Source organism: Microbacterium testaceum StLB037 (genome assembly GCF_008763945.1).
Lineage (GTDB): Bacteria > Actinomycetota > Actinomycetes > Actinomycetales > Microbacteriaceae > Microbacterium > Microbacterium testaceum_G.
Window position 1 is genome coordinate 1574916 of record NZ_VTQH01000001.1, and the last position, 20883, is coordinate 1595798.

General features: G+C 70.1%; 16 protein-coding genes. 10 read left to right on the forward strand and 6 right to left on the reverse strand.

All coding sequences use genetic code 11. The annotated features are described in order from the left end of the window. Positions 1-133 precede the first annotated feature (133 nt). From F9B98_RS07395 to F9B98_RS07420, 6 genes are all read left to right on the forward strand, one after another. Positions 134-1861, forward strand: a complete 1728-nt coding sequence (locus F9B98_RS07395) for an ABC transporter ATP-binding protein (protein ID WP_150955990.1) — start codon at positions 134-136, stop codon at positions 1859-1861. Beyond that, a complete protein-coding gene (locus F9B98_RS07400; protein ID WP_225310254.1) occupies positions 1858-4035 on the forward strand; it encodes an ABC transporter ATP-binding protein in 2178 nt (725 codons plus the stop codon). Before F9B98_RS07395 ends, F9B98_RS07400 begins: the two co-directional genes overlap by 4 nt. A gap of 248 nt (positions 4036-4283) precedes the next feature. Further along, on the forward strand, positions 4284-5498 hold the full coding sequence (locus F9B98_RS07405; RefSeq protein WP_150954982.1) for a glycosyltransferase: 1215 nt from the start codon (positions 4284-4286) through the stop codon (positions 5496-5498). A 4-nt stretch (positions 5499-5502) separates the two neighbouring features. After that, positions 5503-6792, forward strand: coding sequence for a glycosyltransferase (locus tag F9B98_RS07410; protein ID WP_150954985.1), 1290 nt, complete (start codon positions 5503-5505; stop codon positions 6790-6792). 241 nt (positions 6793-7033) lie between these two features. Further along, complete coding sequence (locus F9B98_RS07415) at positions 7034-8041, forward strand: GlxA family transcriptional regulator (RefSeq protein WP_150955993.1); 1008 nt, start codon at positions 7034-7036, stop codon at positions 8039-8041. Between the two features lie 267 nt (positions 8042-8308). Continuing rightward, complete coding sequence (locus F9B98_RS07420; protein ID WP_150954989.1) at positions 8309-10507, forward strand: ATP-dependent Clp protease ATP-binding subunit; 2199 nt, start codon at positions 8309-8311, stop codon at positions 10505-10507. Positions 10508-10686: 179 nt separating this feature from the next. On the opposite strand, the gene F9B98_RS07425 is transcribed toward F9B98_RS07420, so the two are convergent. Continuing rightward, positions 10687-11271 carry a nitroreductase family protein gene (locus tag F9B98_RS07425; protein WP_150954992.1) on the reverse strand — a complete coding sequence of 195 codons (585 nt, stop codon included), beginning with the start codon at positions 11269-11271 and terminating at the stop codon, positions 10687-10689. A gap of 159 nt (positions 11272-11430) precedes the next feature. Then, the gene (locus tag F9B98_RS07430; protein WP_150954996.1) at positions 11431-12792 is read right to left on the reverse strand and encodes a glucose-6-phosphate dehydrogenase; all 1362 of its coding nucleotides are present in this window, start codon (positions 12790-12792) and stop codon (positions 11431-11433) included. A gap of 113 nt (positions 12793-12905) precedes the next feature. Between F9B98_RS07430 and F9B98_RS07435 the strand changes: the two genes are divergently transcribed. Continuing rightward, positions 12906-14687: a glycoside hydrolase family 15 protein gene (locus F9B98_RS07435; RefSeq protein WP_150955000.1), complete on the forward strand. Its 1782-nt coding sequence runs from the start codon at positions 12906-12908 to the stop codon at positions 14685-14687. Positions 14688-14728: 41 nt separating this feature from the next. Continuing rightward, positions 14729-15466, forward strand: coding sequence for a hypothetical protein (locus F9B98_RS07440; protein ID WP_150955003.1), 738 nt, complete (start codon positions 14729-14731; stop codon positions 15464-15466). Positions 15467-15648: 182 nt separating this feature from the next. Here F9B98_RS07440 and F9B98_RS07445 read toward each other — a convergent pair whose 3' ends face one another. The 4 genes from F9B98_RS07445 to F9B98_RS07460 form a co-directional block, all read right to left on the reverse strand. Next, complete coding sequence (locus F9B98_RS07445; protein WP_150955996.1) at positions 15649-16782, reverse strand: ABC transporter permease; 1134 nt, start codon at positions 16780-16782, stop codon at positions 15649-15651. A gap of 5 nt (positions 16783-16787) precedes the next feature. Next, a complete protein-coding gene (locus F9B98_RS07450; RefSeq protein ID WP_150955006.1) occupies positions 16788-17672 on the reverse strand; it encodes an ABC transporter ATP-binding protein in 885 nt (294 codons plus the stop codon). Positions 17673-17777: 105 nt separating this feature from the next. After that, entirely contained in the window at positions 17778-18455 is a 678-nt protein-coding gene (locus tag F9B98_RS07455; protein ID WP_150955008.1) for a response regulator, read from the reverse strand. Next, positions 18448-19707 (reverse strand): sensor histidine kinase, encoded by a 1260-nt coding sequence (locus F9B98_RS07460; RefSeq protein ID WP_150955011.1) that lies wholly within the window; start codon positions 19705-19707, stop codon positions 18448-18450. The genes F9B98_RS07455 and F9B98_RS07460 overlap by 8 nt, the downstream gene beginning before the upstream one ends. 138 nt (positions 19708-19845) lie before the next feature. Between F9B98_RS07460 and F9B98_RS07465 the strand changes: the two genes are divergently transcribed. Together F9B98_RS07465 and F9B98_RS07470 are read left to right on the forward strand one after the other, a co-directional pair. Beyond that, entirely contained in the window at positions 19846-20418 is a 573-nt protein-coding gene (locus F9B98_RS07465) for an NADPH-dependent FMN reductase (RefSeq protein ID WP_150955999.1), read from the forward strand. Between the two features lie 190 nt (positions 20419-20608). Beyond that, positions 20609-20878: a hypothetical protein gene (locus F9B98_RS07470; RefSeq protein WP_150955014.1), complete on the forward strand. Its 270-nt coding sequence runs from the start codon at positions 20609-20611 to the stop codon at positions 20876-20878. Positions 20879-20883: the final 5 nt, after the last annotated feature.

Here is a 20883-nt window from a genome sequence, read left to right on the forward strand (position 1 = left end):
GAAGAGGGATGCCGAACCCCGGCGTTCGCGACGGGAGAACGCTCCCATGCCCGATCGGGTGGCCGATGTCGGAGGTCGGTGCCAGGCTGTGTCCAGCGGTCATCGCGACCGCGTCGAATTCTCGGAGGGCTTCGTGCTCGGCAAAATCCTCATCCGCTACCTCTCGCGCTATCGCTGGCTCCTGGTCGCGATCCTCGTCTTCCAGGCCGCGTCTGCGATCGCGACGCTGTACCTTCCGCGCCTCAACGCCGACATCATCAACCTCGGCGTCGCCCGCGGCGACACGGGCTTCATCTGGTCGCAGGGCGGGCTCATGCTCGTGATCTCGCTCGGGCAGATCGTGGCCTCCGTCATCGCGACGTACTTCGCCGCGCGCGCCGCGATGGCCGCCGGCCGCGACATCCGCCTCGACGTCTTCGAACGCGTGAGCGGCTTCTCCGAGCGCGAGCTGTCGCAGTTCGGTGCGGGCTCGCTCATCACGCGCAACACCAACGATGTGCAGCAGGTGCAGATGCTCGCGATGATGGGCGCCACCATGCTGGTCAGCGCTCCGCTGCTGGCCATCGGCGGCATCATCATGGCGCTGCAGCAAGACGTCGGACTCAGCTGGCTCATCGCGGTGTCGGTGCCCGTCCTGCTGGTACTGGCCGGGTTGATCATCGCGCGCATGGTGCCGCTGTTCCGCAGCTATCAGACCAAGCTCGACGCCGTGAACCGCGTCATGCGCGAGCAGCTCACGGGCGTTCGCGTCGTCCGGGCCTTCGTCCGCGAGCGCATCGAAGAAGAGCGCTTCCGCGGGGCGAACACCGACATCCTGGTGGTCGGGCGCAAGGTCGGTTCGCTGTTCGTCCTGCTGTTCCCGCTCGCGATGCTCGTGCTCAACGTCACGGTCGTGGGCGTCATCTGGTTCGGCGGCATCCAGGTCGACGCCGGCGGGGTCGAGATCGGCACCCTGTTCGCCTTCATCCAGTACGTCGCACAGATCCTCGGCGGCGTGCTCATGGCGAGCTTCATGACGGTCATGATCCCGCGTGCCGCCGTGTCGGCCGAGCGCATCGGCGAGGTGCTCGACAGCCGCTCGACCCTCGAGCGGCCGGCGAACCCCGTCGAGCGCCTGCCCGAGCCCGGGGCGATCGAATTCGACGACGTCGCGTTCGCCTACCCCGGCGCCGATTCGCCCGTCGTGTCGGGCATCAGCTTCACCGCCCGCCCCGGCGAGACGGTCGCGATCGTAGGCTCCACGGGCGCGGGCAAGACGACGCTCGTCTCGCTCATCCCCCGCCTGTTCGACGTGACCTCCGGTGCCGTGCGGGTCGGCGGCGTCGATGTCCGCGACGCCGACCTCGACGTGCTGTGGAAGAGCATCGGCCTCGTTCCGCAGCGGCCCTTCCTCTTCAGCGGTACGGTCGCGTCCAACCTGCGGTTCGGGCGCGAAGAGGCCACGGACGACGAGTTGTGGCGAGCCCTCGAGATCGCTCAGGGCCGCGACTTCGTCGAGGTGATGGACGGTCAACTCGAGGGGCGCATCGCGCAGGGCGGTACGAACGTGTCGGGAGGGCAGCGTCAGCGTCTCGCCATCGCGCGGGCCATCGTGCACCGCCCGGCGGCGCTCGTCTTCGACGACTCGTTCTCGGCACTCGACCTGAGCACCGACGCCCGGTTGCGACAAGCGCTGTGGAAGGAGCTGCCCGAGGTGACGAAGATCGTCGTGGCCCAGCGCGTGTCGACCATCACCGGCGCCGACCGCATCGTGGTGCTCGAAGACGGGCGCATGGCCGGTCTCGGCACGCACGACGAGCTACTCGCCACGAGCGCCACCTACCGTGAGATCGTCGAGTCGCAGCTGGGGGTCGAGGCATGAGCGCTCCCGACACCCTCACCGAAGAAGAACGCGCCGAGGCCGAGCTCGCCGAGCAGGCGCGCCTGAACTCCGGGAGCTGGGACAGCGTCGCGCCCGGGAAGGCGTCGAACTTCGGGCCGAGCTTCCGGCGCCTCATCGGCCTGCTCAAGCCCTACGCCGCGGCCTTCGTCTTCGTGTCGATCCTCGGCGCCGTCGGCGTCGTGCTGGCCGTCCTCGCCCCGCGCGTGCTCGGGGACGCGACAAACATCATCTTCGAGGGCGTGGTCTCGAAGGGACTCGCGCAGCAGTTCCCCGCCGGCACCTCGCAGGCCGAGGTCGTCGACGCGTTGCGGGCTGCGGGTCAGAACGACATCGCCAACATCGTCGGCGCGATGAACAACTTCTCCGTGGGCGCCGGCGTCGACTTCGACGCGTTGCGCCTCGTGATCGTGACGGTGCTCGCGATCTACGTCGGCTCATCGCTGCTGTCGTGGATCCAGGGCTACGTCATCAACGTCATCATGGTGCGCACGATGTGGCGTCTGCGCGAAGACGTCGAGGCGAAGATCAACCGCCTCCCGCTGTCGTACTTCGACAAGGTCCAACGCGGAGAACTCATCTCCCGCGTGACCAACGACATCGACAACATCACACAGACGATGCAGCAGTCGCTGTCGAGTGCGCTCACCTCGGTCCTGACCGTCGTGGGCGTGCTGATCATGATGTTCACCATCTCGTGGCAGCTCGCCCTCGTCGCCCTCGTCTCGCTGCCGCTCATGGCGGTCATCTTCGGCGTCATCGGTCCGAAGTCTCAGAAGGCCTTCGGCGAGCAGTGGAAGAAGGTCGGCCGTCTCAACGCCCGCGTCGAGGAGTCGTTCTCGGGTCACGCCCTCGTCAAGGTCTACGGACGCGAGAAAGACGCCCGCGAGAAGTTCGAGGCCGAGAACGAGGAGCTGTTCCAAGCGAGCTTCAAGGCGCAGTTCCTCTCCGGCATGATCATGCCGGGCATGATGTTCGTCGGAAACCTCACCTATGTCGGCATCGCCGTGCTCGGTGGACTGATGGTGGCCGGTGGACAGATCCGTCTCGGCGACGTCCAGGCGTTCATCCAGTACTCGCAGCAGTTCACGCAGCCGCTGTCGCAGCTGGGCGGCATGGCGGCGGTCGTGCAGTCGGGCACCGCCTCGGCCGAGCGCGTGTTCGCGCTGCTCGACGCCGACGAGCAGGACCCGGATGCCGCGGACGCCCCCGCCCACGTCGACGGGCGCGGTGTCATCGAGTTCCAGAACGTCCGTTTCTCGTACACGCCCGAGCGGCCGCTGATCACCGACCTGTCGTTCCGGGTGGAGCCCGGGCAGACCGTGGCGATCGTCGGCCCGACGGGTGCGGGCAAGACCACTCTGGTGAACCTCATCATGCGGTTCTACGAGCTCGACGGTGGGCGCATCCTGCTCGACGGGCAGGACATCGCCGAACTCCGACGCGACGACGTCCGCTCGCGCACCGGCATGGTGCTGCAGGACCCGTGGCTGTTCGCCGGATCCATCCGCGACAATATCCGCTACGGCCGCGAGAGCGCGACCGACGACGAGATCCACGAGGCCGCCGTGGCGACCCGCGTCGACCAGTTCGTGCACTCGCTCCCCGAGGGCTACGACACCGTGCTCGACGAAGACGCCGCGAACGTCTCGGCGGGCGAGAAGCAGCTCATCACGATCGCCCGCGCCTTCGTCGCGCGACCCTCGGTGCTGATCCTCGACGAGGCGACCTCCTCGGTCGACACCCGCACCGAGCTGCTGCTGCAGCAGGCGATGGCGGCGCTGCGCGAAGGGCGCACCTCGTTCGTGATCGCGCACCGCCTGTCGACGATCCGCGATGCCGACCTCATCCTCGTGATGGAGCACGGCGACATCGTCGAGAAGGGCACGCACGACGAGCTCATCGCCACCGAGGGGGCTTACTACCGCCTCTACCGGTCGCAGTTCGAGCAAGCCACGACCGACCTCGACCCCGCGCAGGCGGAGGCCCCGGTCGAGGTCGAGCCTCAGCGCGCACCGGCGACCGACGACGCCGTCGTGGTCTCGGCGATGGCGGCCGCGGCATCCGAGGTCTCCGCCGCAGCGGGCACCGACGGCCCGCCGCGTCCGGCGCAGGGCGTGCCCGCGCCCGACCGGCGCGCCGGCGACGAGGGCTGACCGCCCGCTCGCCCCGCATCGACGCCCACTCGGCTCCGCGCCGGGCGGGCGTCGTCTCGCGGGAGGGGCCTTGCCCCGCCCCGCGCCGCGCCCCGCCCCCGCGTCCTCACCCCCGACGCGCCGCCGCGCCCGGCGGCAGCCCACCCTGTGCACGGCTCCGGGGAGTGCTGAACCCGCTCGGGTAGGGTGGACCGCGCAACACCCCGCACCGTGCGACCCGTCCGCCGCATAGATAGGCCTCACCCCTCGTGACCACTCCTGCGACGCCCGCCGACACTCCCGCGCCCGCCGCCGATCGTCCGCTGCGCATCCTCATCGGTGCCGACACGTTCCTCCCGCACGTCAACGGCGCCGCCCGCTTCGCCGAGCGCCTCGCCGCCGGTCTCGTCGCCCGCGGGCACGACGTCCATGTCGCGGCTCCCAGCGCAGGCCGGGGCGAAGACGGCACCGGGACCGAGGTCATCGAAGATCAGCCGATGACCGTGCACCGCCTACCGTCGCACCGTTTCCTCCCGCACGACTGGCTGACGTTCGTCTTCCCCTGGCGTTCGAAGCACTACGCCCGCATCCTGCTCGACGAGATCAAGCCCGACGTCGTGCACATCCAGTCGCACATCATCATCGGGCGCGGTCTGGCCCGCGAGGCGCGAAAGCGTGGCATCCCGGTCGTGGCGACGAACCATGTGATGGCCGAGAACATCCTCGACTTCACCACCCTCCCCGACTTCCTCGACCGCATTTTCGTCAAGCTCGCGTGGGCCGACGCCGAGCGCACGTTCAAGATGACGCGCGCCGTCACCACGCCTACGCGCAAGGCGGCCGACTTCCTCGAGTCGACGATCGACATCTCGGGCGTGATCCCGATCTCGTGCGGTATCGACCGCTCGAACTACTGCCCCGATCTGACTCCGCGCGACGCGAACCGCATCCTGTTCGTGGGGCGTCTGACCACCGAGAAGCACATCGACGTCGTCCTCCGGGCCTTGTCGCAGCTCGATCCCGCGCTCCAGGTCACCTTCGACGTCGTGGGCGGCGGCGACCAGCGCGCCAAGCTCGAGGCCCTCGCGCAACAGCTCGGGGTCGCGTCGCGCGTGACGTTCCACGGCCACGCGTCGGAGGAAGACCTGCGCACGCTCTACTCGCGGGCCAGCGTCTTCGCCATCGCGTCCATCGCGGAGCTGCAGTCGATCGCGACGATGGAGGCCATGGCATCCGGTCTGCCGATCGTCGCCGCGAACGCCGTGGCACTGCCGCACCTCGTGCACGAGGGGGAGAACGGCTACCTCTTCGAGCCCGGCAACGCCGAAGAGCTCGCCGCGCGTCTGACCGACGTGCTCTCCGCCGCGCCCGACGAGCGGACGCGCATGCAGCAGGCCTCTCTCGACGCGGTCGCCGTGCACGACATCAATCGAACGCTCGACACCTTCGAGGCGCTGTACCGCGGTCGGCCCCTGCCGGAGTGATCCCGTGCACGTCGTGATGTTCGCCGACCAGCACCTCGAGTCACTCGGCGGCGCGCAGGTGTCGATGCGGCTGCAGAAGCGCTTCCTCGAGCGTGCGGGTCATGTCGTCACCGTGGTGGCGCCCCGCCTGCATCGCGACGCACCGGACGACCCGGCGTACCTCGACCTCCCCTCGATCGCGATCACCCCCGATCGCGAATACGCGCTGTCGTGGCCGGGCGCGCGGACGGACAGATTCCTGGATGCCGAGATGGGCGCGCGACTCCCCGTCGACGTCGTGCACGTGCAGGCCGACTTCTGGGGCGCGTTCATCGGCCACCGCTACGCCGCGCGTCACGGGCTTCCGGTCGTGCACACGATGCACAACCGCGTCGACGTGGGGATCGAGGCGACGGCGCCGTTCCCGGGGCTCGTGCTCCGCGCGCTCAACGCGTGGGCGCGGCGGGCGCTGCCGGGCGGGGCGCCCGCCGGCGCCGAACCCCGCAAAAACGCACCGAGCTCGCAGATGTCGGGCGGATCGATGCGAGATCGGCGCGATTCTGCGAGTTCCGCGACGGCGGCAGCCCGCAGCCGCGCCGACGGCTGGGCGTTCCTGCGCCGGCTGGCCCGTCTCTCGCGCGCGGTGACGGCCCCCTCGGGCCACTTCGCCCGGCGCCTCGAAGACCACGGGGTGGCCCCCTCGGTCGATGTGATCTGGAACGGTATCGACGACGACGTGCTCGACGCGGCGTTGCGTGCCGAGACCTCGGAGCGCCGCCCGGGCCGCCCGCGTTTCATCTGGCTCGGTCGCATGAGTCCCGAAAAGCGCCTGCTGCCGTTCCTCGAGGCGGTCATCGCCTCGGGCATCGACGCCGAGGTCGAGATAGTCGGAGGCGGGGCGCAGCTGCGCGCCGCGCGTCGTCTGGTCGAGCGGTCGTCGCCGACGGCGTCCGTGATCTTCTCGGGGCGCTTGCCCTATGCCGAGACGCTCCGGCGCCTCGCCGATGCCGACGCCGTCGTGCAGACCTCGATCGGATTCGAGACGCAGGGGATGACGGTGTTTGAGGCGGCTTCGCTCGGGACGCCCGCGGTGGTGAGCGACCCGGATATCGCGGCCGAGCTCGGCTCGGGCATCTGGACGGTTCCGGATGCCACGATCCCGGCGCTCGCGGAAGCGCTCCGCCGTTCCGCCGCCGACATCGCCGCCGGCACCCCGGTCATCCCCGACCCGTCGATCGCGGAGCGGTTCCGCCAGTCCTCGCGCACGGCCGCGATGGTCGACGTGTACGCGCGGGCGGTCGCTGCGGGGCGCTGAGCCGCCGACCGCTGAGCCGCCGGGCGTCCCGCCCGGTCCGGCGCGCCTCGGGAGTGGTCGGTGCGGACGCGGCCGTAGCCGTCGGTGCGGACGAGCCAGACGGTTCCGACGATGCCGACCAGGGACAGGATGCCGAGAGCGATGAAGTAAGCCATGTCCGAAAAGCTACGACTGGAGCAATCCGGTCACGAGTGGCATGATGGACGCACTACATCAGATTTCTGCCATGCCGGAGGATCCCATGCGCTCGGTCGCCGTCGTCATCCAGTCGGGCTTCGCCCCGTTCGAGTTCGGCTTGGCATGCGAGGCGTTCGGTCTCGACCGCAGTGATGAGGGCATCCCCAACTTCGATTTCCGCATCGTCGCCCCCGACCCCGGCGTCGTCCCCGCGAACATCGGGTTCTCGGTGAACGTCGAGCATGGGCTCGAGGCCGCCGCCGACGTCGACATCCTCGTGCTCGCGCCGATTCCGAGAAAGCAGTGGGATGCCGTGGACCCCCGCGTGATAGAGGTGGTGCGGGCCGCGCACGCCCGCGGCGCCTGGCTGCTGAGCGTGTGCAGCGGGTCGTTCGTCCTTGCGGCGGCGGGCGTCCTCGACGGAAAGCGGGCGACCACCCACTGGCGATACGCCGACGTCATGTCGCGGATGTACCCGGAGATCGAGGTCGACCCCGACGTGCTCTACGTGCAGTCGGGCAACATCATCACCAGCGCCGGCACCGCCGCGGGCCTCGACGCGTGCCTGCATCTGCTGCGGCAGGAGCTCGGGTCCGAGCTCGCCAACCGCATCGCCCGGCGCATGGTCGTGGCTCCGCAGCGCGACGGCGGTCAGGCGCAGTTCATCGCCTCGCCGATCCCGATCGACTCCTCGCTCTCGCTCGCCCCGGTCACCGAGTGGATGCTGCAGAACCTGGATGCCGACCTCTCGGTCGACCGTCTCGCCGCTCGCGCGCACATGTCGCCGCGCACCTTCGCGCGCCGCTTCAAGGCGGACCTGGGTGTGACTCCGGCGGCCTGGCTCGCACGTCAGCGCCTGCTGCACGCGCAGCGTCTGCTCGAGGAGACCGACCTCGGTCTCGACCGCGTCGCGGCGGAGTGCGGGTTCGGGTCGGCCGCGGTGCTGCGGCAGAACTTCGCTCGGACGATGGGCCTCACCCCGACCGCCTACCGCGCGCGCTTCTCGTGTGCGGGGGAAACGGCATCCGGGGTCGATCTTCCCGCGCAGATCGCGGAGCCGATCCCCGCCTGACGTGCGGCCGACCGCGTCCCGAGCCTCCGCTAAGATCACGTGATCTCGCCCACCGCGCCCGCTGTAGCGGGTCATCTCGCCCAGTTCACGTGATCTCGTCGACCTCGCGCGCTGCGGCGGGTCATCTCGCCCAGATCACGTGATCTCGGCGCCCCCGGCGGGTAACCGGACGCCCCGGGCCGCCCGGTGCCCATTGCCGCGCGCCCCGGCCACTGCTAAAGTTGAGCCAACGCAACTCAACTTTGCGAACAGACTTCAGGAGAACACATGAATGCCACACAACAGCCGGGGCAGGAGGACGCGCGCAGCGCCCTCGAGCAGTTCGGCATCAACCTCACCGACCGGGCCCGCCAGGGCAAGCTCGACCCCGTCATCGGGCGTGACGGCGAGATCCGCCGCGTCAGCCAGGTGCTCACCAGGCGCACCAAGAACAACCCCGTGCTCATCGGTGAACCCGGCGTCGGCAAGACCGCCGTCGTCGAGGGCCTCGCCCAGCGCATCGTCGCGGGTGACGTCGCCGAGAGCCTCAAGGACAAAGAGCTCGTCTCGCTCGACATCTCGGCCCTCGTCGCCGGCGCGATGTACCGCGGCCAGTTCGAGGAGCGCCTGAAGAGCGTTCTCAAAGAGATCACCGAGTCCGACGGACGCGTCATCACGTTCATCGACGAGCTGCACGTGCTCATGGGCGCGGGTGGCGGCGAGGGCTCGGTCGCGGCCTCGAACATGCTCAAGCCCATGCTCGCTCGCGGCGAGCTGCGGCTCATCGGCGCCACGACGCTGGACGAGTACCGCGAGTTCATCGAGAAGGACGCCGCCCTCGAGCGCCGCTTCCAGCAGGTGTACGTCGGCGAGCCCACGGTGGAAGACACGGTGGCGATCCTGCGCGGATTGAAGGAGCGCTACGAGGCGCACCATAAGGTCGCGATCGCGGATGCCGCCCTGGTCGCCGCCGCCGCGCTGTCCAACCGCTACATCCCGGCACGTCAGCTGCCCGACAAGGCGATCGACCTGATCGACGAAGCGGCATCGCGCCTCCGCATGGAGATCGATTCGGCTCCTCTCGAGATCGACGAGCTGCGCCGCCACGTCGACCGCCTCAAGCTCGAAGAGCTCGCGCTGAAGAAGGAGAAGGACGACGCTTCGAAGGAGCGCCTCGCGACCCTTCGCGAAACTCTCGGCGCCGAGCAGGCCAAGCTCGACGACCTCCAGGCGCGGTGGGAGCGCGAGCGCGCCTCGCTCAACCGCGTCGGTGATCTCAAGACCCGATTGGATGCCGCTCGCGTCGACGCCGAGCGTGCGCAGCGCGAGGGCAACCTCGAGCGGGCATCGCGACTGCTGTACGCCGAGATCCCGGCCCTCGAGCGTGAACTCATGGCCGCTGAGCGCGAAGAGCCCGCGGGGGACCGCATGGTGAACGAGCAGGTCACCGACGAAGACATCGCGGCGGTCATCGCGGCGTGGACGGGCATTCCGGTCGGGCGCCTGCTGCAGGGGGAGACCGAGAAGCTCCTCAACCTCGAGCGCGAGCTCGGCAAGCGCCTGATCGGGCAGCGGGATGCCGTGAAGGCGGTGTCCGACGCCGTTCGACGCTCGCGCGCGGGCATCAGCGACCCGCACCGGCCGGTCGGATCGTTCCTGTTCCTCGGCCCGACCGGCGTCGGCAAGACGGAGCTGGCGAAGTCGCTCGCCGACTTCCTCTTCGACGACGAGCACGCCATGGTCCGCATCGACATGTCGGAGTACGGCGAGAAGCACTCCGTCTCGCGGCTGGTCGGTGCTCCTCCGGGCTACATCGGCTACGAGCAGGGCGGTCAGCTGACCGAGGCAGTGCGTCGTCGACCCTATTCCGTCGTGCTGCTCGACGAGGTCGAAAAGGCACACCCCGAGGTCTTCGACGTGCTGCTGCAGGTGATGGACGACGGGCGTCTCACCGACGGTCAGGGGCGAACGGTCGATTTCACGAACGTCATCCTGGTGCTCACCTCGAACCTGGGGTCGCCCATCCTCATCGACCCGACCCTGTCGATGGAGACCAAGCGCGAGCAGGTGCAGGCGCTCGTCCGCCAGGCGTTCAAGCCGGAATTCGTGAACCGACTCGACGACATCGTGATCTTCCAGGCGCTGAGCCAGGACGACCTCGCGCAGATCGTCGAACTCGCGGTCGACGCGTTGCACAAGCGTCTTCGCGAGCGCCGACTGAGCCTGGCGGTCACCCCCGACGCCCGGTCGTGGCTGTCCGAGCGCGGATACGACCCGGTGTACGGCGCCCGGCCGCTGCGCCGGCTCATCCAGACCGAGATCCAGAACCGCCTCGCGATGGCGATCCTGGCCGGCTCGGTCCGCGACGGCGATGTCGTGCGGGTCGATGTGGCGAGCGACGGCGACTCGCTCGTGCTCGTGAGCACCGGGCCGGCGCAGCCGGAGTCGGGCGACGACGACGTGATCGAGGCGGAGATCGTCGAGTAGCGGCGACAAGAAGGGGGATGCCACGCGCTGTGCGCGGCATCCCCCTTCCGTGTGCGCGACTCCCGCCGGCGCGCCCCGCCCCCTGCCGATAAACGCCCGCTGCACGGGGAAACGCTCTCCGAGAGCGTTTCCGAGTGCAGCGGGCGTTTATCGGGTGGAGTGGGGACGGATGCCGGGGCTCAGTCGTCGACGAGCAGCGACTCCTCCACCGAGCGGCGCTGGCGCGGAGCGAGCTCGCGCTGACGCAGGCCCTCTTCGGCCGCGTCGATGTCGCCCAGGGCGCCGACCGCGATGACGGTCACGGGGGTGAAGCGGGCGTCGATGTCGAAGGCGGCGCGCAGATCGTCGGCCACGAATCCGCCCATCTGGTGGGTCGCGAGGCCCTCGGCGTGCGCCTGCACGGTGAAGTGGGCGGCGGCCTGGCCGCTGTCGTACTGAGCCCAGGTGCGCGCCTCGCCGTCTTCGGTCTCGGTTTCGGCGAGCACGACGAGCAGGGCGCCGGCGGCGGGAGCCCACGCCTGGTTGAAGCCCATGAGGGCGGAGACGACCTTCTTGTGCGCGGCGGTGCCGCGGCGCGCGACGATGAAACGCCACGGCTGGAAGTTCATGCCCGAGGGAGCCCAGCGGGCGGCCTCGAGGGCGGAGCGCAGGGCGGCCTCGTCGATCGGCGTCTCGGGGTCGAAGACCCGGGTGCTCCACCGCTCGGCGAGGACGTCGAGGATGGGGGCGTCGGTGGGGGCGGTGCGGTCGAGGGTGAGAGACATGAGAACTCCTGAGAACGGGGACTGATCCGGGACGCCGTTGACCCGCACCATTGAACGCCGACGCGCGGCGAGGTGTTCCCGTGTGAACTTATGCGTCTCTGATGAGCGACCGACTCGCGGCCGGCGACCCCGGGTGACCGCCGCGTGCCGGGGAAGTGATCAGTCGTTCCAGGAGGATGGCCCTGCGGTCCCCGCCGGGTACTCGTCGAGGGGCACCTCGTTCTTGCGCCACGCGTCGATGACCGGCTGCACGATTCGCCAACACTGCTCGGCCGCGTCACCGCGGACGGCCAGCATGGCGTCGCCGTCGAGGATGCCCGAGAGCACTTCGCCGTAGGCCTTGAGGGCGCCCTCGCCGAGGTGCGCGGAAAGGTTCACGCGCTCGAGATCGAGGGGGTCGTCGGCACCGTTGATGTTGAGGCCGAGGCTGATCGTGTCGGGACCCAGCGAGAACACCATCTCGGAGGGCTCGCTCTCTCCGATGAACCCGTCGGGAAGGTGGCGCACGGGCTTGAACGTCACCGTCACCGCGGGGTCTCCCGCGCCGAGCGCCTTGCCCGAGCGCAGCAGGATCGGGACGCCCTGCCAGCGGGCGGTGCGCACCTCGGCGGTCATCTCGGCGAGCGTCTCGGTGCCACGCGAGGCGTCGACCCCGGGCTCGTCGACATACGACGAGAAGTGACGATCGCCCACGTCTCCCGCGGTGTAGCGCGCGCGGCGCGAGTTCGCGACCGGATCGTCGTCCTTCACGTGCGTGGCCCGCAGGACCGCCGAGGTCGCATCGCGCAGATCGAGTTGATCGAGGGATGCCGGCGGCTCCATCGTGACGAAGGCCATCACCTGCAGGAGGTGGCTCTGGATCATGTCGACCAGGGCGCCGGCCGCATCGTAGTAACCGGCGCGGCCCTCGAGGCCGAGGGCCTCGGGGAAGTCGATGCGGATCGAGGCGATGTCGTCGGCCGACCAGACGCTCTCGACGATGCGGTTCGCGAAGCGCGTGCCCAGGAGGTTCAGCACCGTGGAACGGCCCAGGAAGTGGTCGATGCGGAAGACCTGGTCTTCGGGCACGAGGGTCGCCAGTTGCTTGTTGAGCGTGTGGGCGCTGGCCTCGTCGGTACCGAACGGCTTCTCGAGGGCGAGGATCGTGCCCTCGGGGATCGTGACATCGCTGAGCGCGAGGCAGGCCTTCTCGGTCACCGCCGGGGGAACCGCGAAGTACAGGGCCGGTCGGCCCTCGGCGTCGTCGAGCAGCTTCTGCAGGTCGGCGGCCTTCGTGATGTCGGCCTGCGAGTACGTCGTCTCCGAGACGGAGGCGAAGGCATCGTCGGCATCCATCGTCTGGAAGGCCTTCTCGACCACTCCGCGCCAGTGCTCGTCGGTCCAGTTCTCCATACCGGCGCCGTGCAGACGCACGGACCGGTTCGGCTCGCGCGAGAGCAACTGGCCGAGGGCCGGGAGGAGCAGTCGCGAGGTGAGGTCGCCCGAGGCGCCCAGGATGATCAGGGTGGTGTCCGCGGCCATGGGGAAACCGTAGCGCTCGCCTCCGACATCGCCGTGCCGCTTGCAGCGGGTGCACGGGAACCACTAGCGAGATCGATGAGCATGATGTCGGAGGCACCTGCCACAATCCGAGGGTGACGACTCCGATCGAGGACTACGCGGTCCTCAGCAACTGCCGATCCGCCGCTCTCGTCTCCTCCGCGGGGAGCGTCGACTGGTTGTGCCTGCCGCGGTACGACAGCGGTTCGATGTTCGGCGCCCTGCTCGGCGACGAGTCCCATGGCGCGTGGTCGTTGCGCCCCGCCGACCCCGAGGCCCGGGCGACCCGGCGGTACGACGGCGACACGTTCGTGCTCGTCACACGGTGGGAGACCTCGACCGGCATCGCCGACGTCTACGACGCCATGCCCGTCGACGAGGGTGTCGAGGCCCTCATCCGACGGGTGGTGGGGGTGTCGGGCGCGGTCGACTTCGTCAGCGAGGTGCGTCTGCGCTTCGACTACGCCCGCGCGGTGCCGTGGGTGCGCCAGATCGGTCACGACGACGAGCACGTCATCCTCGCCGCCGCCGGGCCCGACGCCGTGACGATCCGCGGGCCCCGTCTCATCGCCGTCGACACCGCCCACCGGGGCCGCTGGACCACGGAAGCGGGCCGAAGCGTCGACTCGGTCCTGGCGTGGGGCCCGTCCTGGCAGGACCCGCCGGCCGCCTTCGACGTCGAGGCGGCGCTCGAACGCACCCGAGAGTGGTGGGCGGCGTGGGCCGACCGGGTGCAGTCCGCGGGTACGCACGCGGCGCTCGTCACGCGCTCCCTCATGGTGCTGCGTGCCCTCACGCACTCCGAGACGGGCGGCATCGTGGCGGCGGCCACCACCTCGCTGCCCGAGGCCTTCGGGGGGTCCCGCAACTGGGACTACCGCTACGTCTGGCTCCGGGACGCGGCTCTCACCCTCAGCGCCTACATCGCCCACGGCTACCTCGATGCCGCTCACCGCTGGCGCGACTGGCTGCTCCGAGCGATCGCGGGCGACCCCGCCGACGTGCAGATCATGTACGGCATCGCGGGCGAGCGCGACCTCCCCGAGCGCGAGATCCCGAGCCTCCCCGGCTACGGCGGCGCGGCCCCCGTGCGCATCGGCAACGGAGCGGTCGACCAGTATCAGGCGGACGTCATCGGCGAGGTCATGGTCGCCCTCGAAGCGGCCCGCGACGCCGGCGTCGAAGAGACGACGTTCTCGTGGTCCCTCCAGCGCGCGCTCCTCGACCAGTTGGCGAGCGAGGTCGACCGCCCCGACCTGGGCATCTGGGAGATGCGCGGCGACCCCCACTTCTTCACCCACTCCCGAGCGATGGTGTGGGCCGCGTTCGACCGTGGCATCCGGGCCGTCGAAGAGGGCGGTCGCGACGGCGACGTCGCCACCTGGCGAAACCTGCGGGATCGCGTCCGAGCCGACATCGACGCGCGCGGAGTGCACGCCGGCGGCTGGTTCACCCAGCACTTCGACACCGACGAGGTCGACGCGTCGCTCCTCGTGCTGCCGCAGGTGGGCTTCTGCGCCTACGACGACCCGCGCATGCTCGCAACCGTCGCCCGCATGGAAGAGACGCTCATGCCCGACGGCTGGCTGCTGCGCTACCGCACCACGGGCGTCGACGGGCTGACGGGCGATGAGCACCCCTTCCTCGCGTGCTCGTTCTGGCTCGTCGGGCAATACGCGCACAGCGGCCGCCGCGACGAGGCGGTCGCGCTCATGCAGCGTCTGACGGCCGTCGCCAACGACCTCGGCCTGCTGTCCGAGGAGTACGACCCCACCAGCGGTCGCCAGGCGGGCAACACCCCCCAAGCGCTCTCCCACCTCGCCCTGGTGGGCGCGGCCGACGCCCTCGACGCCACCGCGCGCGCCGAGGCGACCTGAGCCCGACCCGACGGACGCCGCCGCGGCCCTAGAGTCGACGCATGGACGACGACGTCGAGCTGCGACGGCTGCGCGAGCGCGTGTACGGGGCCGAGGGGGCGTCCGCGACGCCCGCGATGATCGAGCGTCTCGCCGAGCTCGAAGATCGCGCCCGCGCCGACTCCTCCCCAGACGTCGCGCCCGACCCGGCTTGCACCGCGTCGGCCCCCGATGCCCCGGCTCCCGGAGCCCTCGCCCCCGAGAGCCCCGCCGCCGACATCCCCACCCCCGCGGACCCTCCCCGCATCCCGGATGCCACCCGCCTGACGCCCCGCCGCGTGCTGCGCGTCGCGGTGACCGCTGTCGGCGCCCTGGTGATGCTCGGGATCGGCATCGCGATCGGGGCGAGCACGGCTCCGACCATGGCCGCGACCCCCGATCCGGCAGCGGCGGCCTACCCCGAGCTGACGTTCCCGCAGACGGTCGAAGACGTCATCTCGGCCGATATCCTCCGCGACAGTGGCATCGACGCCGGGAGCACCCGCTACATCGCCACGGTCAGCGACTTCCGCATCTACCTCGCCCAGCCCGATGACGGTGACGGACGCTGCGTCGTGACCTTCACCTCGACCGACAACCGTCCGTGGTCGGCCGGGTGCGCGAGCGGAGCGCAGGAGGGGGCCGCGATCTTCGGCGTCGACGAGACCCTGACCGTCGCGATCGGCGACCCGGATGACTCCGACGTCACCGGCATCCCGATCCGCTTGTCGCCGAGCGTCACGGCCTACGTGGCGCAGTAGAGAAGGAGAACGACGACGTTCCACGCCGATGGTGCCTATTCCGAGTGATCGGGCTCACCCCACGACGGCTCCGAGCGCGAGGAAGCGAGCGGGCGCAGCCAGTCCCGAGCCTCACGACGAAAAGGGGCGGATGGATGCCGAAGCCCTGGCATCCATCCGCCCGCTGACCGGACCCGAACCGGTCAGCCCCGCAGAGCCTCGCCGAGCTTGACGCGCGCCCCCATGCGCAGCAGCGAGTTGCGGTAGATGCGGGCGGCGACGCCGATCGCGAGCACGCACGAGGCGAGTAGCACGAGCAGCGAGAGCACGGGCTCCCACCACTGCGCGTCGCCGAGGTACATGCGCAGCGGCATCCCCACCGGGGCCGAGAACGGCACGTACGACATGATCGTCAGCACGACGGGGTTGTCGTTGAAGAAGATCACCAAGAAGTACGGCGCCATGATCAGCATCGTGATCGGCGTCGTGGTGGCCCCGATGTCCTCCTGTCGCGAGACCATCGCGGCGGCCGCGGCGAACAGCGCCGCCAGCAGGACGAATCCGAACAGGAAGAAGATCGCGAACCAGGCGATAGGGGCGCCGAGCGCATCGAGTACCCCGGCCTGACCGGTGACTGCGAGTCCCACCACAGCGACGGCGGCGAGCAGCACGATCTGGGCCATCGCGAGGATCGTGTTGCCGAGCACCTTGCCCGCGAGCAACGCCCGCACCGGGATCGCCGAGATGAGGATCTCGACCACGCGCGTCTGCTTCTCCTCCACCACGCTCTGCGCGATCGTCCCGCCGAAGGTGGTCGCCGCGATCAGGAAAACGATGCCGAAGGCCAGCGCGATGAAGTACCGCAGCACGTCAGCGGCGTTCGAGCCGGGTTCGAGCCGGTCGACCGGTGGGGTGTCGCTCAGCATCTGCAGGAGCGTCGAGGGGACGCTGTCCTTCACCACGACGGTGAAATCGAACGACGACTCCGACGATCCCGAGACCAGGGCGGCATCCACCGTCCCCTCTGCCACGAGGGCACGAGCGGCGTCATCGCTGTCGGCGACCGTCACCTCGAGCCCCTCGAGACCCGACACATCGGCCTGCGTCTGAGAGGTGACGGCGACCGGGATGCCGCTGGAGCTGGCATTCGAGGCCGCGAAACCGCCCCAGAGCACCGAGGCGAGGGCGGCGACGATGAGGATCGCGGTCGAGATGACGAAGGCCTTGCTGCGCAGCTTCGAGCCGATCTCGCGCTCGGCGACCAGCCAGATGCTGCGCAGCTCGCCGGGTGCGGGGTGCGGCGTCGTCTTCCGCGAGGGGGCCGGCGCGGTCGTCAGGGTGCTCACTGGATGACCTCCTTGAAGATCTCGGCCAGGGTGGGCCGCTGGGGGGAGAAGCCGGCCACGTCGCCGCGTTCGACCGCCGCGCGCAGGACGCGCTGGGCGGTGGCGTCGTCGTCGGCGTCGAAGAGGGCGTATCCGCCGTCGAAGTCGATCACCCGTACGCCGGGCTCGTCACGAAGCCATCCGGTGTCTCCCCGCGAGACCAGCTCGTAGCGGTGGGACGCGTGCTCGGCGCGAAGGCCCTCGCGGCTGCCGGCCGCGCGGATCGTTCCGTCGGCGATGATGACGAGGTCGTCGCAGAGGCGCTCGACAACGTCGAGCTGGTGCGACGAGAACAGCACCGCCGCGCCCTCCGCCGCCTTCTCCTGCAGGACGCCGGCGACCACATCGACCGCCAAGGGGTCCAGGCCCGAGAACGGCTCGTCGAGGATCAGCACCTCGGGCTCGTGCACGAGAGAGGCGGCGATCTGCGCGCGCTGCTGGTTGCCGAGCGACAGCGTCTCGATGAGGTCGCCGAGGCGCTCGCCGAGACCGAGCCGTTCGAGCAGCGCCGTCGCCTTCGCGTTCGCCTCGGCCTTGCCGAAGCCGTGCAGTCGGGCGAGGTAGGCGATGTGCTCGGCCACCTTCATCTTGGGATACAGCCCGCGCTCCTCGGGCATGTAGCCGAAGCGGCGCCGGTCGGCGGTGGTGACGGCGGCACCGTTCAGCTCGACGGTGCCGGCGTCCGTGCCGAGCACCCCGAGCGCGATGCGCATGGTCGTCGTCTTCCCGGCGCCGTTACCGCCGACGAAGCCGGTCAGTCGCCCGGGGGCGACGTCGAAGCCCACGCCGTCGAGCACGCGGCGTCCGCCGTAGCTCTTGGTGATGCCGTCCAGATGGAGCACGATGCATCCCTTCCTCTCGATGTCTCCCACGCTAGGGATCGAGATGTCGCGCCGCCTCCGCCCCGTGACGGTTCTGCGGCTCCACCCTGAGGGGGAGGGGGGGCGTCAGGCCAGTCCGTGCCGGTGCGCGAGCACGACGGCCTGCACACGGTCGCGCGCGCCGAGCTTCTGCAGGATGTTCGACACGTGCGTCTTCACCGTGGCCTCGCCGATGAACAGGCGCGCGGCGATCTCGGCATTGCTCAGGGCCTCGGCCACCAGGCGTAGCACTTCGCTCTCGCGCTCGGTGAGCGGCTCGGTGAGACGCAGCGGTTCGATCGTGGCGGCGGGGGCGGATGCCGGCACCTCGGCGTCACGCGAGGCGAAGCGCTCGATCACCCGGCGCGTGACCTCGGGGGCGAGCAGCGCGTCCCCGGCGCCGACGATGCGCACGGCGGAGACGAGCTCTTCGGGGCCCGCGTTCTTGAGGAGGAAGCCGCTGGCCCCGGCGGCCAGCGCCGAGAAGAGGTAGTCGTCACGGTCGAAGGTCGTCACGACGAGCACCGCCGCGTCGGACTCGGGGTCCTCGGACAGGCGGCGGGTGGCTTCGAGGCCGTCCATGTCGGGCATCTGCACGTCCATGCAGATGACGTCCGGCCGCAGACGCGCCGCCGCGGTGAGGGCTTCGACCCCGGATGCCGCTTCGCCCACGACCTCGATGTCGGGCTCGAGCGACAGGATCGTGCGGAATCCCGCCCGCATCATGGCGTGGTCGTCGACGAGCAGGACGCGCAGCTCAGACATGCGCCACCTCCGCCGTCGCCAGCGGCACGCGAACGCGCACGAGGTAGCCGCCGCGTGAGCGTGGTCCGATGTCGATCGTCCCCCCGGACACGGCCGCGCGCTCGCGCATGCCGAGCTGTCCGAGACCCGGCACCGACGAACCGCGGCGTCCGGTGTTCGCGACCTCGAGTTCTACGGCATCCGTCTCGAATCGGAGGCGCACGTCGGCGGTGGCGTCGGGGCCCGCGTGGCGACGCGCATTCGTCAACGCCTCCTGGGCGATGCGGTACAGGTTGACCTGCACGAGCGGCGGGGGATCGCAGGCGGGGTCGCCGACGACGGTGAAGGTGGTGGGCAGACCCGCGGCGGTGGCGTCGTCGACAAGGGATCGGATCGAGCTGAGTCCGTGGGTGGTGGGCGCCGTGTCGGGGGCCGCATCGCCGTCGGGCGTCCGCAGGGTCTCGAGCAACTGGCGCAGTTCGTGCAGCGAGGTGCGCGCGGAGCTCTCGACACCTGCCAGCGTCTCGCGAGCGGCGTCGGGGTCGCGGGCCAGCAGTGATCGGGCCACCCCCGCCTGCACGCCCATGAGCGAGACGTGATGGGCCACGACGTCGTGCAGCTCGCGCGCGATGCGGACGCGGTCGAGGGCGACGGCCTGCGCCGCGGTCACCTCGCGCTCGGACTCGAGCTCGGCCGTGCGCTCCTCGAGGGCGGCGCGCTCGCGCATCTGCTGGTACGAGCGATCGCCGAAGTAGTACGCCCCGCCGAAGAAGAGCGCGTTGATGCCGAGCGTCAGCAGTTGCGCCGCGACGAAGGGCGAGAAGGCGCCGACGCGCGAGAAGGCACCCTCGGTCACGCCGTCGACCGGCTGCGTGGCGTCTTGGAACATGACCACGAACAGCCAGACGAACATGCCGACGATGATGGCCACGCGGACGATGGTCGCCCGGCGACGACTCGTCTCCCAGGCGCCGACGGTGTACAGCGCGATGAACATGGCGATGTTGCCGGCGTACACCTCGGGGATGCGGAAGGTCACGGCCAGGAAGTACGCGAGGGAGACGAGGACGGCGGTGACCGAGGGCCACCGCCGGCGCAGCGCGATGGGAGCGGCGAGCACGAACACGTACGCCACGGCGATGGCCAGCGAGTTCTGCTGATCGCCGTAGATCCCCGCGACCGACGACAGCACCGCGCTGAGCAGGCCGCCCAGCAGCAGCACGACCGCGAGCACGATGTCGTTCCGTTGCTGCGCGCGCGTGATCCGTGGCATCCCTCCACGCTAGAGGCGACCACCGACACCTGCATCCCCCGTGAGGCGGAGTCAAGAGGAGCAGGAATACAGGTTCGACCGTGATGCTTGCACGTGAATGAATCAGGGCGCCCGGCGCCCCCGTCGTCTGGAAAGAGGATCACCGTGACCGAGATCGGCTACATCGTCGGCAGCATCTCCAGCACCTCCATCAACCGTCGCCTGGCCAAGGCGCTCGAGAAGGTCGCGCCCGAGGGTGTGACGCTCAAGGAGGTCCCCATCGCAGACCTCCCGTTCTACTCGCCCGACTACGACGGCGACTTCCCCCAGGTCGCGCGCGACTTCAAGAAGGCGATCGAGGACTCCGACGCGATGTTCATCGTGACCCCCGAGTACAGCCGCTCCATTCCCGGCGTGCTCAAGAACGCCCTCGACTGGTCGGCCCGTCCCTACGGCGAGGCGTCGTTCAACGACAAGCCCACCGCCGTCATCGGCACCTCGCAGGGCGGCATCGCCACGGCCGCGGGTCAGCAGCACCTGCGCTCCGTGCTCCTGCACTACAACGCCCTCGTCCTCGGCCAGCCCGAGGGCTACATCCAGTCGACCCCCGGCCTGTTCGAAGAGGACGGCACCGTCACCGACGAGGGAACGGCCGACTTCCTGCGCTCGATCATCGAGGCGCTCGTGACCCTGGCGAAGCGCACCGCTCCCGCCGAGGTTCCCGCGGCCTGAGGCACGTTCGCGACGGGGTCGGGGGTTCGCCCTCGACTCCGTCGTCGTACGTACGAGGCGGCCCGAGTCCCTGAGCCCGTCGAAGGGGCCGCACGCTGCGGTCCCGGTGGCTTCGACAGGCTTACCCCCCCCTCCCGCCTCGGCCGTCGCCCCCGAGCCGCGACACCTCCACCGCGCGTAGGGTTCCGTCATGGCATCCGCCGACGATCTCGCCGCGCAGCTCTACGTCCGCGCCGTCGCGCGGGGTCAGGCCGTCGTGCGGTGCGACGCATCGACTCCGGTCGCCGACATCCGAGAGAGCGTGCGCGCGCGGGCGAAGGCCGACGGCATCCGGGTGCGGACGGGGATGATGCAGGACGTCCTGGTCGTGGCCCGTGCCGACGCCGATCTCTGGAGCGACGACACCCCGACGATGCGCGCCAAGCTCACCGCGCCGGCCGCGGTCGGCGTGGTCGCCTGACGCCG